At 71.7% G+C, this 15,695-nt stretch carries 12 protein-coding genes and 1 pseudogene; 12 read left to right on the top strand and 1 reads right to left on the bottom strand.

Going from position 1 to position 15,695, the window contains the following annotated elements:
• From ACIGQF_RS31210 to ACIGQF_RS31155, 12 genes and pseudogenes are all read left to right on the top strand, one after another.
• Nucleotides 1–138, top strand: a pseudogene (locus ACIGQF_RS31210) (ABC transporter ATP-binding protein); the annotation flags it as partial.
• Between the two features lie 389 nt (nt 139–527).
• A complete protein-coding gene (gene hpnC / locus ACIGQF_RS31205) occupies nt 528–1,415 on the top strand; it encodes a squalene synthase HpnC (protein WP_399717145.1) in 888 nt (295 codons plus the stop codon).
• Nucleotides 1,412–2,365, top strand: coding sequence for a presqualene diphosphate synthase HpnD (hpnD, locus tag ACIGQF_RS31200; RefSeq protein ID WP_399717142.1), 954 nt, complete (start codon nt 1,412–1,414; stop codon nt 2,363–2,365). Before hpnC ends, hpnD begins: the two co-directional genes overlap by 4 nt.
• A 115-nt stretch (nt 2,366–2,480) precedes the next feature.
• A complete protein-coding gene (gene hpnE / locus ACIGQF_RS31195; protein WP_399717139.1) occupies nt 2,481–3,944 on the top strand; it encodes a hydroxysqualene dehydroxylase HpnE in 1,464 nt (487 codons plus the stop codon).
• Nucleotides 3,941–5,062: a polyprenyl synthetase family protein gene (locus tag ACIGQF_RS31190; RefSeq protein WP_399717136.1), complete on the top strand. Its 1,122-nt coding sequence runs from the start codon at nt 3,941–3,943 to the stop codon at nt 5,060–5,062. Before hpnE ends, ACIGQF_RS31190 begins: the two co-directional genes overlap by 4 nt.
• 131 nt (nt 5,063–5,193) lie before the next feature.
• Nucleotides 5,194–7,215, top strand: a complete 2,022-nt coding sequence (gene shc, locus ACIGQF_RS31185; RefSeq protein WP_399717133.1) for a squalene--hopene cyclase — start codon at nt 5,194–5,196, stop codon at nt 7,213–7,215.
• Nucleotides 7,216–7,860, top strand: coding sequence for a 1-hydroxy-2-methyl-2-butenyl 4-diphosphate reductase (locus ACIGQF_RS31180; protein ID WP_399717130.1), 645 nt, complete (start codon nt 7,216–7,218; stop codon nt 7,858–7,860).
• A 5-nt stretch (nt 7,861–7,865) separates the two neighbouring features.
• Complete coding sequence (gene hpnH, locus ACIGQF_RS31175; protein WP_361561234.1) at nt 7,866–8,891, top strand: adenosyl-hopene transferase HpnH; 1,026 nt, start codon at nt 7,866–7,868, stop codon at nt 8,889–8,891.
• 4 nt (nt 8,892–8,895) lie between these two features.
• Entirely contained in the window at nt 8,896–10,098 is a 1,203-nt protein-coding gene (gene ispG, locus ACIGQF_RS31170; protein ID WP_399717126.1) for a flavodoxin-dependent (E)-4-hydroxy-3-methylbut-2-enyl-diphosphate synthase, read from the top strand.
• A gap of 24 nt (nt 10,099–10,122) precedes the next feature.
• Nucleotides 10,123–12,036 (top strand): 1-deoxy-D-xylulose-5-phosphate synthase, encoded by a 1,914-nt coding sequence (gene dxs, locus ACIGQF_RS31165; protein ID WP_399717123.1) that lies wholly within the window; start codon nt 10,123–10,125, stop codon nt 12,034–12,036.
• Nucleotides 12,033–13,415, top strand: a complete 1,383-nt coding sequence (locus tag ACIGQF_RS31160; RefSeq protein ID WP_399717120.1) for an aspartate aminotransferase family protein — start codon at nt 12,033–12,035, stop codon at nt 13,413–13,415. Before dxs ends, ACIGQF_RS31160 begins: the two co-directional genes overlap by 4 nt.
• A 22-nt stretch (nt 13,416–13,437) precedes the next feature.
• The gene (locus ACIGQF_RS31155) at nt 13,438–14,673 is read left to right on the top strand and encodes a serpin family protein (RefSeq protein ID WP_399717118.1); all 1,236 of its coding nucleotides are present in this window, start codon (nt 13,438–13,440) and stop codon (nt 14,671–14,673) included.
• Here ACIGQF_RS31155 and ACIGQF_RS31150 read toward each other — a convergent pair.
• Nucleotides 14,624–15,436, bottom strand: coding sequence for a tyrosine-protein phosphatase (locus ACIGQF_RS31150; RefSeq protein ID WP_399717115.1), 813 nt, complete (start codon nt 15,434–15,436; stop codon nt 14,624–14,626). The genes ACIGQF_RS31155 and ACIGQF_RS31150 overlap by 50 nt on opposite strands.
• Nucleotides 15,437–15,695 lie beyond the last annotated feature (259 nt).

Genomic DNA, 15,695 nt, shown 5'->3' with positions numbered 1-15,695 from the left:
GTCTTCCTGGTCAGCCACAACAACAAGTCCATCCGGGACACCTGCGACCGGGTGCTGTGGCTGGAGAAGGGCGAGCTCCTCATGGACGGCCCCACGGACGAAGTGATCAAGGCGTACGAGAAGGAGACGGGCAAGTAGCCCGCACCCCGGCAAGAAGGCCTCCGCGCCCTCTCGGTGCGGGGGCCTTCGTTGTTCAAAAGACGGTCAACTCCGGCCGCTCCAGGAACAGTTGTCCGCCTGTCGGAGTTGTCCGGATCGTTGCTGCACGGTTCGGTACCCCCTCGGACGAGTGTGAGATGTACGGCGTAAGCTGTACGGGTGCCGAACGGCACATGTGGTGCAAGTCGGGCAATATGGTCCGACGGCGTCGAGGGGCGCCCCGATCGGACAGGTCGCGCAGCTGCGGCGTGTCCGAAATATGCAGTTTAAGCGTGGCGGTGTAGAACGGGAGACGTGACGGCAATGGCTACGGGATCTCTCCGGCTCCGGAACGCGCCGGGCAGCCTCCGGTGAGCCCGGAGCCTGTCATGCCCGCGCCCGAGCGCGCCGTCCTCGACAAGGCCGCGCACGAGAACTTCCCCGTCGCGCCGTTCTTCCTGCCCCGCGCCTGGCGTGCCGACCTGATGGCGGTCTACGGATTCGCACGCCTGGTCGACGATATCGGCGACGGCGACCTCGCGCCGGGCGGCGCCGACGCCGTGCTGCTCGGCCTCGACCGCGCGCAGGCGGGGGATCGCCTCGCCATGCTCGACGCCCTGGAGGCCGACCTGCGCCGGGTCTACAGCGACCGCGCGCCCGGCCCCCGGCACCCGCTCATGCGCGGCCTCGGCCCGACCGTACGGCGCTGCGATCTGAGCCCTGAGCCGTTCGAGCGCCTGATCGAGGCCAATCGGCAGGACCAGCGCGTCAGCCGCTACCCCGGCTACACGGACCTGCTGGACTACTGCGAACTCTCCGCCAACCCCGTGGGCCGGCTCGTCCTGGGCATCACGGGCACGAGCACGCCCGAGCGCATCCGCCGTTCGGACGCGGTCTGCACCGCCCTCCAGATCGTCGAGCACATCCAGGACGTCGCCGAAGATCTGCGGCGGGACCGGATCTATCTGCCCGCCGAGGACATGAAGCGCTTCGGCGTCTCCGAAACCGACCTGGCCGCTCCGAAAGGGGGCGCACAGGCGCGCGCACTCATTGCATTCGAGGCGGAACGCGCCCGTGACCTGCTGAATGAAGGTGCCCCGCTGGTGGGTAGCGTCCACGGCAGACTCAAGCTGCTGCTCTCCGGCTTCGTCGCCGGCGGACGCGCTGCCCTTCAGGCGGTGGCTGCCGCCGACCACGACGTCCTCCCTGGACCGCCCAAGCCCAGCAAGCTCGGTCTGCTGCGCGCGGTAGGGGCGACACTGCGAAGAGAGGGGTGAGTCGGACCGTGGAGGCAACCGCACACGTGTCCGCGCCGGTGCTCGCTGCGTACCGCTACTGCGAGGCCGTCACCGGGCAGCAGGCACGAAACTTCGCTTATGGAATCAGGCTGCTGCCCGTCGACAAGCGACAGGCGATGTCGGCGCTGTACGCGTTCTCACGCCGGGTCGACGACATCGGCGACGGCGCGCTGGCGCCTGCCGAGAAGGAGCAGCGGCTCGCGGACACCCGTGGTGTGCTCGCGCGCATAAAGGACGGCGAGGTCGCCGAGGACGACACCGATCCGGTGGCGGTCGCACTCGCGGACGCGGCGCACCGCTTCCCGCTGCCGCTGGACGGTCTGGACGAGCTGATCGACGGCGTCCTGATGGACGTGCACGGCGAGACGTACGAGACCTGGGACGACCTCAAGGGCTACTGCCGCTGCGTCGCGGGGGCCATCGGCCGGCTCTCGCTCGGCGTGTTCGGCACCGTGCCCGGCGCACTGGAGGCGGATCGCGCCCCGGAGTACGCCGATACGCTCGGGCTCGCCCTGCAGCTGACCAACATCCTCCGGGACGTCCGGGAGGACGCCGACAACGGCCGGACGTACCTGCCCGCCGAGGATCTGGAGAAGTTCGGCTGCGCCGCTGGATTCGACGGTCCCGTGCCGCCCCCGGGCGCGGACTTCACCGGTCTCGTGCACTTCGAAGTACGGCGGGCCCGCGCCCTGTTCGCCGAGGGGTTCCGGCTGCTGCCCATGCTCGACCGGCGCAGCGGTGCCTGCGTCGCCGCGATGGCCGGCATCTACCACCGCCTGCTCCGCCGGATCGCCGACGACCCCGAGGCCGTGCTGCGCGGCCGGGTCTCGCTGCCCGGCCACGAGAAGGCGTTCGTCGCCGTCCGCGGCCTCTCCGGGCTGGACGCGCGGGCGATCGTCCGCCGAGAGGCCGTCAGGAGGCGCGGATGACACCTCGAACGAGCCGGTGCGCGCCCGCGCACGTTCGCACCGTACGCGCCCTGGAACCCCGGGCAACCCTCCGGGCAACCGCTGCGTCAATGACAGCAGCAATCCGGGAGGACGCATGACTTCCGCCGACACACGGCCGGCCTCGCACGTCACCACGGGCGCCGCCGGTGGCGGGTGCGCCGCGGCGGTCGTCGTGGGCGGCGGCCTCGCGGGCACCACCGCCGCCCTCGCGCTGGCCGAAGCGGGTCTGCGCGTCACCCTCGTCGAGGGCCGGCCGCGGCTGGGCGGGCTCGCCTTCTCGTTCCGCCGCGACTCGGCGGCCGGCGAGCTGAGCGTGGACAACGGCCAGCACGTCTACCTGCGCTGCTGCACCGCCTACCGGGACTTCCTGGAGCGGGTCGGCGGCGCGCACCTGATGCCGGTACAGGACCGCCTGGACGTACCGGTGCTCGACGCCGACCCCGCGCGGGCCGCCGCCGGCGCCCGCCTGGGCCGGCTGCGCCGCACCGCGCTGCCCGTACCGCTGCACCTCGCCGCGAGCCTGGCCACCTACCCGCACCTCTCGCTCGCCGAGCGGGCCTCCGTGGGCCGCGCCGCGCTCGCCCTGAAGGGCCTCGATCCGGCCGACCCCGCGCTGGACCGCACCGACTTCGCGAGCTGGCTCGCGCGGCACGGACAGTCGCCGCGTGCCGTCGAGGCGCTGTGGGACCTGGTCGGCGTGGCGACCCTCAATGCCCGTGCCGGTGACGCCTCCGCAGGGCTCGCCGCCATGGTCTTCAAGACCGGCCTGCTCTCCGATCCGGGCGCCGCCGACATCGGCTGGTCCCGCGTCCCGCTCGGCGACGTCCACGACACCCTCGCCCGGACGGCGCTGGAGAAGGCCGGCGTGCGCGTGGAGACCCGTACGCGGGCCACCGCCGTCACCCGTACGGACGAGGAGCGCTGGCAGATCACCGTCGAGAACGGGCCGCACAGCCAGGAACAGCTGACCGCCGAGACCGTCGTCCTGGCCCTGCCGCAGCGCGAGACGCACGGCCTGCTGCCGCCCGGCACGCTGGCGCACCCCGACCGGCTGCTGGACATCGGCACGGCCCCGATCCTCAACGTCCACGTGCTCTACGACCGCAAGGTGCTGCGCCGCCCGTTCTTCGCGACGCTCGGCTCGCCGCTGCAGTGGGTCTTCGACCGTACGGACGCCTCGGGCATGCAGGGCGGCGGACAGTACCTCGCCGTCTCGCAGTCCGCGGCGCAGGACGAGATCGACCTGCCGGTGGGCGTGCTGCGCGAGCGGTACCTCCCGGAGCTGGCGCGGGTGCTGCCCGCCGCGCGCGGGGCGAAGGTCCGCGACTTCTTCGTCACCCGCGAGCGCACCGCGACGTTCGCCCCCGCACCGGGCGTCGGCCGGCTCAGGCCCGCCGCCCGCACTCAGTCCACCGGCCTGTACCTGGCCGGTGCGTGGACCGCCACCGGGTGGCCCGCGACCATGGAAAGCGCTGTTCGCAGCGGCATCAGCGCCGCACGCGAGGCACTCACCGAACTCGGCTTCCCCCAGGGATCACTGCCCCAGGAGGCGGCATGACAACGAGTACGCGCGCTCGCACGAACACGAGTACCGGAAAAAGAGGAGAAACCGTGCATCCGGCTTCCCCAGTAATCGACACCGAGGGCGTCACCGCACTCCTGGAGCGCGGGCGCAGGCTTGCCACTCCGGTGCTGCGGGCCGCCGTTGACCGGCTCGCGCCTCCCATGGACACCGTGGCCGCGTACCACTTCGGCTGGATCGACGCCGCGGGAGCGCCCGCGTCGGGCGACGGCGGCAAGGCCGTGCGTCCGGCCCTCGCCCTGATCTCGGCGGAGGCCGCGGGCGCCGCGCCCGAGGTCGGCATCCCCGGCGCCGTCGCCGTGGAGCTGGTGCACAACTTCTCGCTGCTGCACGACGACCTCATGGACGGGGACGAACAGCGCCGCCACCGCGACACCGTGTGGAAGGTGCACGGCCCGGCCCAGGCCATCCTGGTCGGTGACGCGCTCTTCGCGCTCGCCAACGAGATACTGCTGGAGCTGGAGACCGTGGACGCCGGACGCGCGACGCGCCGGCTCACCGTCGCCACCCGCAAGCTGATCGACGGCCAGGCCCAGGACATCTCCTACGAGCACCGCGACCGGGTCACCGTCGCGGAGTGCCTGGAGATGGAGGGCAACAAGACCGGCGCGCTGCTGGCCTGCGCCGTCTCCATCGGCGCGGTGCTCGGCGGCGCGGACGACCGTACGGCCGACACCCTGGAGAAGTACGGCTACCACCTCGGTCTCGCCTTCCAGGCCGTCGACGACCTGCTCGGCATCTGGGGCGACCCCGAGGCCACCGGCAAGCAGACCTGGTCCGACCTGCGGCAGCGCAAGAAGTCGCTGCCGGTCGTCGCCGCCCTGGACGCGGGCGGCCCGGCATCCGAGAAGCTCGCCCACATCCTGGCCGCCGACGCCAAGAAGAGCGAGACCGAGATCGCCGACTTCACGGAGGCGGAGTTCGCCTCCCGCGCAGCTCTCATCGAGGAGGCCGGTGGCCGCGAGTGGACCTCGGAGGAGGCCCGCCGCCAGCACGCCACCGCGATCGCCGCGCTCGACGAGATCGACATGCCCGGAGAGGTCCGCGCACAGCTGATCGCCCTTGCGGACTTCGTCGTCGTACGGAAGAGATGATCACGATTAACCCGACCTAGATCGCAGTCGCCGGCCGGCGCCGGCCGCCCCCGGTACGCCATACCGGGAGCCCGGCACCGGCCGACGGAAGCCCCATGCATTTTTCTTTGATCACTGCAGAAGGGGAAGCCATGACAGCGACGACCGACGGAAGCACCGGGGCCCTGCAGTCCCGGGCCCCTTCGGCCAGCGATGCCAACGCTGAGACCACCGATCCGAACCTTCAGGCCCCGCCCCCCGGAGACGTGACGGGCGCGGCGCGGCAGGCAACCGCCCGGGCCACCGACCACCTCCTCTCCCTCCAGGACTCCGCGGGCTGGTGGAAGGGCGACCTCGACACGAACGTGACGATGGACGCCGAGGACCTGATGCTCCGGCAGTTCCTGGGCATCGGGGACGAGAAGACCACCGAGGCCGCCGCGCGCTACATCCGCGGCGAGCAGCGGGACGACGGCACCTGGGCCACCTTCCACGGCGGGCCCGGCGAGCTGTCCACCACGATCGAGGGTTACGTCGCGCTCCGCCTGGCGGGCGACGCGCCCGACGCGCCCCACATGGCGAAGGCCTCCGCCTGGATCCGCGCGCACGGCGGCATCGCCGCCGCCCGGGTCTTCACCCGCATCTGGCTGGCCCTCTTCGGCTGGTGGAAGTGGGAGGACCTGCCCGACCTGCCGCCGGAGCTCATCGCCCTCCCGAAGTGGTTCCCGCTCAACATCTACGACTTCGGCTGCTGGGCCCGGCAGACCATCGTCCCGCTGACGATCGTCTCGGCCAAACGGCCCGTGCGCCCCGCGCCCTTCGCGCTGGACGAGCTGCACACCGACCCGCGGAACCCGAACCCGCCGCGCCCGCTCGCCCCCGTCACCACCTGGGACGGCGTCTTCGAGCGCCTGGACAAGGCGCTGCACGTCTACCACAAGGTCGCCCCGCGCCGGCTGCGCCGCAGCGCCATGCGCGCGGCGGCCCGCTGGATCGTCGAGCGGCAGGAGAACGACGGCTGCTGGGGCGGCATCCAGCCCCCGGCGGTCTACTCGGTCATCGCGCTGCACCTGCTGGGCTACGACCTCAAGCACCCCGTCCTCCGCGAGGGCCTGGCCTCCCTGGACCGTTTCACCGTATGGCGCGAGGACGGTGAGGGTGCCCCCGTCCGCATGATCGAGGCCTGCCAGTCCCCGGTCTGGGACACCTGCCTCGCCACCATCGCGCTCGCCGACGCGGGCCTGCCCCGGGACCATCCGCAGCTGGTCAAGGCCGCCGACTGGATGCTGGATGAGCAGATCGACCGGCCCGGCGACTGGACCGTGCGCAGGCCGACGCTGCCCTCGGGCGGCTGGGCGTTCGAGTTCGAGAACGACAACTACCCCGACATCGACGACACCGCCGAGGTCGTCCTCGCCCTGCGCCGCGTCGAGCACCCGGACCCGCAGCGCGTCGAGGAGGCCGTACGCCGCGCCGTGCGCTGGAACCTCGGCATGCAGTCGAAGAACGGGGCCTGGGGCGCCTTCGACGCCGACAACACCAGCCCCTTCCCCGACCGGCTGCCCTTCTGCGACTTCGGCGAGGTCATCGACCCGCCGTCGGCCGATGTCACCGCGCATGTCGTGGAGATGGCGGCGGACGTCGGCGCCACCCACGACCCGCGCGTCCGGCGCGGCATCGAATGGCTGCTGGCCGAGCAGGACCCGACCGGCGCGTGGTTCGGCCGCTGGGGCACCAACTACGTCTACGGCACAGGATCCGTGCTGCCCGCGCTGACCGCGGCCGGACTCCCCCTCTCGCACCCCGCGATCCGCCGCGCCGTCGGCTGGCTGGAGTCGGTGCAGAACGAGGACGGCGGCTGGGGCGAGGACCAGCGCTCGTACCGGGACCGGGAGTGGATCGGGCGCGGCGCCTCCACCGCCTCGCAGACCGGCTGGGCGCTGATGGCGCTGCTCGCGGCCGGCGAGCGGGACGGCAAGGCCGTCGAGCGCGGGGTGCGGTACCTCGCCGCGACCCAGCGCCCGGACGGCTCCTGGGACGAGCCCTACTTCACCGGCACCGGCTTCCCCTGGGACTTCTCGATCAACTACCACCTCTACCGGCAGGTCTTCCCGCTCACGGCCCTCGGCCGCTACCTGGGCGGCGGTCCGGCCGGTGCTGCTCCGGGGGTCTAGATGACCGCCCCGGCCGGCCCGGTCCCGGGCCCTCCGCCCCCGCTGCTCGTTGCCTGCGCGCTCGGCATCGAGCGGCTCGCGCTGCGCGGCGGCCCGGGCGTCACCGTGCTCCGTACGGGCATGGGCCCGCAGGCGGCAGAGCGGGCCATCGGCGCCGCGCTCGCCGCCGGTTCGCCCACCGCGGCCTCGCCCGTCGTCGCCAGCGGTTTCTGCGCCGGCCTCGCGCCCGGCATGCGCCCCGGTGACGTGGTCGTCGCGGCGACGGCCCGCGAGCACCAGTCGGGCCGTCCGGAGAGCGTCTGCCGTGACAACGCGCCGATGGTCGCGGCCCTGAAGGAGCGCGGCCTGACCGTGCACTCCGGGCTGCTGCTCGGCAGTGATCACGTCGTACGCGGCACCGAGCGGGCCGCGCTGCACGCCACGGGAGCGGTCGCCGTGGACATGGAATCCGCCGCGACGCTCGGCACCGCGCTGCGTGCCGGGCCCCGTCCGGTTGCGGCCGTACGGGTGGTCGTGGACGCTCCAGAGCACGAACTCGTCCGTATCGGCACGATACGCGGGGGAATATCGGCCTTCCGTGTCTTGTGTGCCGTCCTTCCCGTCTTCTTTGAATGGCACCGTTCTTTGCTGCTCCCCAGGAGGTGAGCCAGATGGCCATGCCGCTCCGTCAGACCATCAGGGTCGGGACCTATCTCTTTGAACAGAAAATGCTCCGGCGGCGTGAGAAGTTCCCGCTCATCGTCGAGCTGGAGCCGCTCTACGCGTGCAACCTGGCGTGCGAGGGCTGTGGCAAGATCCAGCACCCGGCAGGCGTGCTGAAGCAGCGGATGCCGGTCGCCCAGGCGGTCGGCGCCGTCCTGGAGTCCGGTGCCCCGATGGTCTCCATCGCGGGCGGTGAGCCCCTGATGCACCCGCAGATCGACGAGATCGTGCGCCAGCTGGTGGACCGGAAGAAGTACGTCTTCCTGTGCACCAACGCCATGCTGCTGCGCAAGAAGATGGACAAGTTCACCCCCTCGCCGTACTTCGCCTTCGCGGTGCACATCGACGGGATGCGCGAGCGTCACGACGAGTCCGTGGCCAAGGAGGGCGTCTTCGACGAGGCGGTGGCGGCGATCAAGGAAGCCAAGCGGCGCGGCTTCCGGGTCACCACCAACTCCACCTTCTTCAACACCGACACCCCGCAGACCATCATCGAGGTGCTCAACTTCCTCAACGACGACCTCAAGGTCGACGAGATGATGCTGTCGCCCGCCTACGCCTACGAGAAGGCCCCCGACCAGGAGCACTTCCTCGGCGTCGAGCAGACCAGGGAGCTGTTCAAGAAGGCCTTCGCGGGCGGTAACCGGCGCCGCTGGCGGCTCAACCACAGCCCGCTCTTCCTGGACTTCCTGGAGGGCAAGGCGGACTTCCCCTGCACTGCCTGGGCGATCCCGAACTACTCCCTGTTCGGCTGGCAGCGCCCCTGCTACCTGATGAGCGACGGGTACGTCCCCACGTACCGGCAGCTCATCGAGGAGACCGACTGGGACAAGTACGGCCGCGGCAAGGACGCGCGCTGCGCCAACTGCATGGCGCACTGCGGCTACGAACCGACCGCCGTCCTCGCGACCATGGGCTCCCTGAAGGAGTCGCTGCGCGCCGCCCGCGAGACCGCTGCCGGAAGCCGCGGGTGACGTCATGACCCTCAGCGGTAAGCCTTCCGGGGGTCCGGGGGCTGTCCCCCGGAAGAGCACGGCTCTGGGGCTCCCCGAGGTCCCGGCCCGCCCCCTGGCCGTCCGGCGCGTCTCGCGCCGGATCCAGGTCGGGCCGGTGGCCGTGGGCGGTGACGCCCCGGTGTCCGTGCAGTCGATGACGACGACGCGTACGGCGGACATCGGGTCGACGCTGCAGCAGATCGCGGAGCTGACGGCGTCGGGCTGCCAGATCGTGCGGGTGGCGTGCCCGACGCAGGACGACGCGGATGCGCTGCCGGTGATCGCGAAAAAGTCGGGGATCCCGGTGATCGCCGATATTCACTTCCAGCCCAAGTACGTGTTCGCGGCGATCGACGCGGGCTGTGCGGCGGTGCGGGTGAATCCGGGCAACATCAAGCAGTTCGATGACAAGGTCAAGGAGATCGCGAAGGCGGCCAATGACGCGGGGACGCCGATCCGGATCGGGGTGAACGCGGGGTCGCTGGATCGTCGGCTGCTGCAGAAGTACGGGAAGGCCACTCCTGAGGCGCTGGTGGAGTCGGCGCTGTGGGAGGCGTCCCTTTTTGAGGAGCACGGGTTCCGGGACATCAAGATCTCGGTGAAGCACAACGACCCGGTGGTGATGGTCAACGCCTACCGGCAGCTGGCGGCGCAGTGCGATTACCCGCTGCACCTGGGGGTGACCGAGGCGGGCCCGGCGTTCCAGGGCACCATCAAGTCCGCGGTGGCCTTCGGCGCGCTGTTGTCCGAGGGGATCGGTGACACGATCCGGGTGTCGCTGTCGGCGCCGCCGGCGGAGGAGATCAAGGTCGGGATCTCCATCCTGGAGTCGCTGAACCTGCGCCAGCGCCGGCTGGAGATCGTCTCCTGTCCGTCGTGCGGGCGGGCGCAGGTGGATGTGTACAAGCTGGCCGAGGAGGTCACGGCGGGCCTGGACGGCATGGAGGTGCCGCTTCGGGTGGCGGTCATGGGCTGTGTCGTCAACGGTCCGGGGGAGGCTCGCGAGGCCGACCTGGGGGTGGCTTCCGGTAACGGCAAGGGGCAGATCTTCGTGAAGGGCGAGGTCATCAAGACCGTGCCGGAGTCGAAGATCGTGGAGACCCTCATCGAGGAAGCCATGAAGATCGCCGAACGCATGGCGGCCGAGGGAGCGGCGCCCGGCACCCCCGACGTCACCGTCGGCTGAAACAAATGAGGAGGGGGACCCAGCATGTCGATGCTCGAATACATCAGGGAACCGCAGGACCTCAAGGAGGTACCGGCGGACCGCCTCGACGAACTGGCGGGGGAGATCCGCCAGTTCCTCATCCAGGCGGTCGCCCGCACCGGCGGCCACCTCGGGCCCAACCTGGGGGTGGTCGAGCTGACCATCGCCCTGCACCGGGTCTTCGACTCGCCCGCCGACCGCATCCTGTGGGACACCGGGCACCAGTCGTACGTCCACAAGCTCCTGACCGGCCGCCAGGACTTCTCCAAGCTCCGCGGCAAGGGCGGCCTGTCCGGTTACCCCTCGCGTGAGGAATCCGTCCACGACGTCATCGAGAACTCCCACGCCTCCACCGTGCTCGGCTGGGCCGACGGCCTCGCCAAGGCCAACCAGGTACTGGGCAGGCGCGACCACGTCGTCGCGGTCATCGGGGACGGCGCGCTCACCGGCGGCATGGCCTGGGAGGCGCTCAACAACATCGCGGCCGCCGACGACCGGCCCCTGATCATCGTCGTCAACGACAACGAACGCTCCTACGCGCCCACCATCGGGGGCCTCGCCGACCACCTCGCCACGCTCCGTACCACCGACGGCTACGAGCGCTTCCTGTCCTGGGGCAAGGACGTCCTGCATCGCACGCCGGTCGTCGGCAAGCCGCTGTACGAGTCGCTGCACGGCGCGAAGAAGGGCTTCAAGGACGCCTTCGCGCCCCAGGGCATGTTCGAGGACCTCGGCCTGAAGTACGTCGGCCCGATCGACGGGCACGACATCGAGGCGGTGGAGTCCGCACTGCGCCGCGCCGCCCGCTTCCACGGCCCCGTACTGGTGCACTGCCGCACGGAGAAGGGCCGCGGCTACCGGCCGGCCCTGGAGGACGAGGCCGACCGCTTTCATACGGTCGGCGTGATGGACCCGTTCACCTGCGAACCGGTCACACCGCCGAGCGCGCCGTCCTGGACCTCCGTCTTCGGCGACGAGATGGTCCGCATCGGGGCCGAGCGCCCGGACGTGGTCGCGGTCACCGCTGCCATGCTCCAGCCCGTGGGCCTGGGCAAGTTCGCCGAGGCGTATCCGGACCGGGTCTGGGACGTGGGCATCGCCGAGCAGCACGCCGCGGTCTCGGCCGCCGGCCTGGCCACCGGCGGTCTGCACCCGGTCTTCGCGGTCTACGCCACCTTCCTCAACCGGGCCTTCGACCAGGTCCTCATGGACGTGGCGCTGCACAAGTGCGGCGTCACCTTCGTCCTGGACCGGGCCGGCGTCACCGGCACCGACGGGCCCAGCCACAACGGCATGTGGGACATGTCCGTCCTCCAGGTCGTGCCGGGCCTGCGGATCGCCGCGCCCCGCGACGCCGACCAGCTCCGCGCCCAGCTGCGCGAAGCCGTCGACGTGGCCGACGCGCCCACCGTCGTGCGCTACCCCAAGGAGTCCGTCGGCGAGCCGATCCCCGCGCTCGAACGCGTCGGGGGAGTGGACGTCCTCGCCCGCGGCGACCGCGAGGACGTGCTGCTGGTCGCGGTCGGCGTGATGGCACCGGTCTGCCTGGCGGCGGCGGAACTGCTCGCGGCGCGCGGTATCGGCACCACCGTGGTCGACCCCCGCTGGGTCAAGCCGGTCGACCCGGAGATCCCGCGACTGGCCGCCCGGCACGTGGTGGTGGCCGTGGTGGAGGACAGCAGCCGCACCGGTGGCGTCGGTTCCGCGGTCGGCCAGGCGCTGCGCGACGCCGACGTGGACCTGCCGCTGCGCACCTTCGGCATCCCCGAACAGTTCCTCGCGCATGCCAAGCGGGGCGAGGTGCTGGCCGACATCGGGCTGACCCCGGCGGAGATCGCGGGCCGCATCGCGGAGAGCCTGCCCCGTACGGACGACCGCGCGGCCGTCGCGGCCGTCAAGGAGACCAACGACGCATGAGCGGATTCGACCTGACCAAGCTGCTCGCCGAGCGTGGCGGGGAACGCTACGACCTGCACGCCAAGTACCTCAACCACCAGCTCCCGCGCATGCTGCGCACCATCGGCTTCGACCGGGTCTACGAGCGGGCCGAGGGCGCGTACTTCTGGGACGACCAGGGGCAGGACTACCTCGACATGCTCGCCGGGTTCGGCGTGATGGGCCTCGGCCGGCACCACCCCGTAATCCGGCAGGCGCTGCACGACGTACTGGACGCCGGGCTCGCCGACCTCACCCGCTTCGACTGCCCGCCGCTGCCCGGGCTGCTCGCCGAGAAGCTGCTGCGGCACGCGCCGCACCTGGACCGGGTCTTCTTCGGGAACAGCGGCACCGAGGCCGTCGAGACGGCCCTGAAGTTCGCCCGGTACGCGACCGGCAGGCCGCGCATCCTGTACTGCACGCACGCCTTCCACGGCCTGACCACGGGCTCGCTCTCGGTCAACGGCGAGGCCGGCTTCCGCGACGGCTTCGCGCCGCTGCTGCCGGACACCGCGATCGACATGGGCGACCTGGAGGCGCTGGAGCGGGAGCTGAAGCGCGGTGACGTGGCGGCCTTCGTGGTGGAGCCGATCCAGGGCAAGGGCGTGCACCCCACCCCGCCCGGCTTCCTGCGCGCCGCGCAGGACCTGCTGCACAAGCACAAGGCGCTGCTGATCGCCGACGAGGTGCAGACCGGCCTCGGCCGCACCGGCGACTTCTTCGCGTACCAGCACGAGCCCGGCGTCGAACCGGACCTGGTCTGCGTGGCCAAGGCGCTCTCCGGCGGTTACGTCCCCGTCGGCGCGACGCTCGGCAAGGAGCCGGTCTTCAAGAAGGTCTACTCCTCGATGGACCGGGTGCTGGTGCACTCCGCCAGCTTCGGGGCCAACGCACAGGCCATGGCCGCCGGCCTCGCGGTCCTGACCGTCATGGAGGACGAGGGGATCGTCGCCGGAGTGCGGTCGACGGGCGAGCTGCTGCGCACCCGCCTGGCCGAGCTGATCCCCAGGTACGAGCTGCTGCACGACGTGCGGGGCCGCGGGCTGATGGTCGGCATCGAGTTCGGCCGCCCGAAGTCGCTGGGGCTGCGCAGCCGCTGGACGATGCTCCAGGCGGCACGCAAGGGGCTGTTCGCGCAGATGGTCGTCGTGCCGCTGCTGCAGAAGCACCGCATCCTCACCCAGGTCTCCGGCGATCACCTCGAAGTCATTAAGCTCATCCCGCCGCTGATCATCGGCGAGCCGGAGGTGGACCGGTTCGTCGAGGCGTTCACGGCCGTCATGGACGACGCCCACACCGGCGGTGGCCTGATGTGGGACTTCGGGCGGACGCTGGTGAAGCAGGCGGTCGCCCACAGATGAGCTGACGACGGGGGAGCGGGCAGTGGTCGCACCGACGACGGTACGGGCCGTGAACACCATGACGGCACGCTGGGCGCGGGCCACGGCCGAGGACGGCGGCGCGGAGCGCTCCACCGTCCTCACCGCGGCCGGCGTCTGGCCGCTGCTGGCCCTGCTCGCGGGCCCGGCCCACGGCCCGGCCCGCGCGGAACTGTCCGCAGCCCTGGGCGTACCCGCCGAATCCGCCGCCGCTGCGGGCCGGGAACTGCTCGCCGCGCTGGACGCCGCGCCCGGCGTCCGCGCCGCGGTCGGGCTGTGGGCCCGCCGCACCCTGGAGCTGCGCCCGGAGTGGCGCGCCGAGCTGCCCCTGGACACTCACGGCGAGCTGACCGGGGACGTCGAGGCGGACCTGGCGGAGCTGAACGCCTGGGCCGCGCGGCGCACCGACGGCATGATCGAGAAGATGCCGCCGGTCGTCGGCCCGGACACGCTCTTCGTACTGGCCTCGGCGCTGGTGGCCCGGACCACCTGGTGCGAGCCGTTCACCGAGACCCTGCTCGCTCCGCAGGCCGGGCCGTGGAGTGACCGCCGACTCGCCGGCCTGGTCCGCTCCGGCTCCCTGCACGACCTCCTCGCGGTGCACAGTACGCCGTACGGCCCGCTCACCCGGCTGCGCGTCGAGGGCGACAACGGGCTCGACGCGCACCTTCTTCTCGGCGCCGAGGACCGGGCCGCGGGCGAAGTGCTGGAGGCCGGGATCGCGGCCCTGGACGGGGCGTACGCCACCACGTACGGGAAGGCGCTGCCGGTGGGCGATGCGGTGGCCCCGGGCGTCTCTGTCAGCACCGTCCCCAGCTGGGACGGGGACCCGACCCTCGTGGTCCGTTCCGTCTCCTTCACCGTCGGTGCGGACCACGATCTGCGCGAGCGCGCGGCACTGTTCGGCCTGGAGAGCGCGCTGGACACCGCCCACGGCCATTTCCCCGGCATCAGCGCGTACCCGCTGGCGGTCTCCGCGGCCCGGCAGTCCGCCACGGCGACCTTCGGCCCGCTGGGCTTCCGTGCCGCGGCGGTGACCGCCGTCGCCGCGGCGCCCGGTGGCGCACCGCGCACCCCGCAGCACCGCGCCCGCCGGGCCGAGGCCCGTTTCGACCGCCCCTTCGGCTTCCTGGCCGTGCAGCGGGGGACCGGCCTGGTTGTCGCGGCCGGCTGGGTGGCCGAGCCGCCGGTCAGTCCTCCAGCAGCCGTTCCCGCAGGCGGCCGCGGGTTTCCGGGGTGAGCTTCAGGCCCTCGGTGAGGTATGCCTCGGTGGAGCCCCAGGTGGACTCGATGGTGTCGAAGGCGGCGTGCAGGTACTCGGCACGCGCGTCGAAGAGCGGCGCCAGCAGTGCCAGGACCTCCTCGGACATGCCGGCCGCCGAGCGGTCGGAGCGGCGTACCTTGTACCGCCGGCGCGGGTCGTTGGAGATCAGGTAGTCCGCCTCGATGGCCTCCCGCTCCACGCCCACCGCGAGCAGCGTGACGGCGATGGACAGGCCCGCGCGGTCCTTGCCGGCCGCACAGTGCATGAGGGCCGGCACGCTCTCCTCGGCGAGGGAGTGCAGCACCCGGCTGTGGTCGGCGGTGCGGGTCGTGATGATGTGCCGGTACGTGCGGGCCATCCGGCCGGCCGCCTGGCCGTCGCCCAGCACCGTGCGCAGCTGGTCCAGCTCGCCGTCGCGCACCATCGCCCAGAACTCCGCGCCGTCGGCCGGGTCGGTGAGCGGGATGTTGACGTGGCGCACGCCGGGCAGCGTGACGTCCGGGCCCTCCAGCTCGATGTCGGCGGCGTTGCGGAAGTCGAAGATGGTGTGCAGGCCGAGGCTGCCGAGGAAGGTGGCGTCCGCCTCCGTGGCGTGCGCGAGGTGACCGCTGCGGAAGAGCCGCCCCTGCCGTACGCGCCGCCCGTCGACCGTCGGAAGCCCGCCCACGTCGCGGAAATTGCGCACCTCCACGAGCAGGGGCTCGGTCGACTGGACCTGCGGCGGCTGCTGCGTCGTCACGGGCGCGCTCCTTTGACGTCGGCCGTCGACGCTGCTCGTCGACGAGCGGGCTGTTTCGACCATACGGCACTGGTGCAATGGGCAACTAGCTCGCTCGGCCACTGTTTCCGACCGTATGACGTCGCAATCCCGTCGTTTTGGATCTCATTGGAGCCCGCTCGCGGTTGCTCGGCGCCCGGGTCGGACAGTGACGGACGTCCACTCTTATTCCGACTTGGTCAGAATTTGACTGAGTGGCGATCATCACCTCCCGTCAACC

It is taken from the genome of Streptomyces sp. NPDC053560 (assembly GCF_044544605.1).
In the GTDB taxonomy this organism is placed as follows: domain Bacteria; phylum Actinomycetota; class Actinomycetes; order Streptomycetales; family Streptomycetaceae; genus Streptomyces.
The sequence above is the reverse complement of the archived record's forward strand: the minus strand, read 5'-3'. Positions and strand labels throughout refer to the sequence as shown.

Coding starts and splice junctions, on each gene's coding strand:
- hpnC (WP_399717145.1), top strand. CDS start 528: ATGCCCGCGCCCGAGCGCGCCGTCCTCGACAAGGCCGCGCACGAGAAC.
- hpnE (WP_399717139.1), top strand. CDS start 2,481: ATGACTTCCGCCGACACACGGCCGGCCTCGCACGTCACCACGGGCGCC.
- ACIGQF_RS31190 (WP_399717136.1), top strand. CDS start 3,941: ATGACAACGAGTACGCGCGCTCGCACGAACACGAGTACCGGAAAAAGA.
- shc (WP_399717133.1), top strand. CDS start 5,194: ATGACAGCGACGACCGACGGAAGCACCGGGGCCCTGCAGTCCCGGGCC.
- ACIGQF_RS31180 (WP_399717130.1), top strand. CDS start 7,216: ATGACCGCCCCGGCCGGCCCGGTCCCGGGCCCTCCGCCCCCGCTGCTC.
- hpnH (WP_361561234.1), top strand. CDS start 7,866: ATGGCCATGCCGCTCCGTCAGACCATCAGGGTCGGGACCTATCTCTTT.
- ispG (WP_399717126.1), top strand. CDS start 8,896: ATGACCCTCAGCGGTAAGCCTTCCGGGGGTCCGGGGGCTGTCCCCCGG.
- dxs (WP_399717123.1), top strand. CDS start 10,123: ATGTCGATGCTCGAATACATCAGGGAACCGCAGGACCTCAAGGAGGTA.
- ACIGQF_RS31160 (WP_399717120.1), top strand. CDS start 12,033: ATGAGCGGATTCGACCTGACCAAGCTGCTCGCCGAGCGTGGCGGGGAA.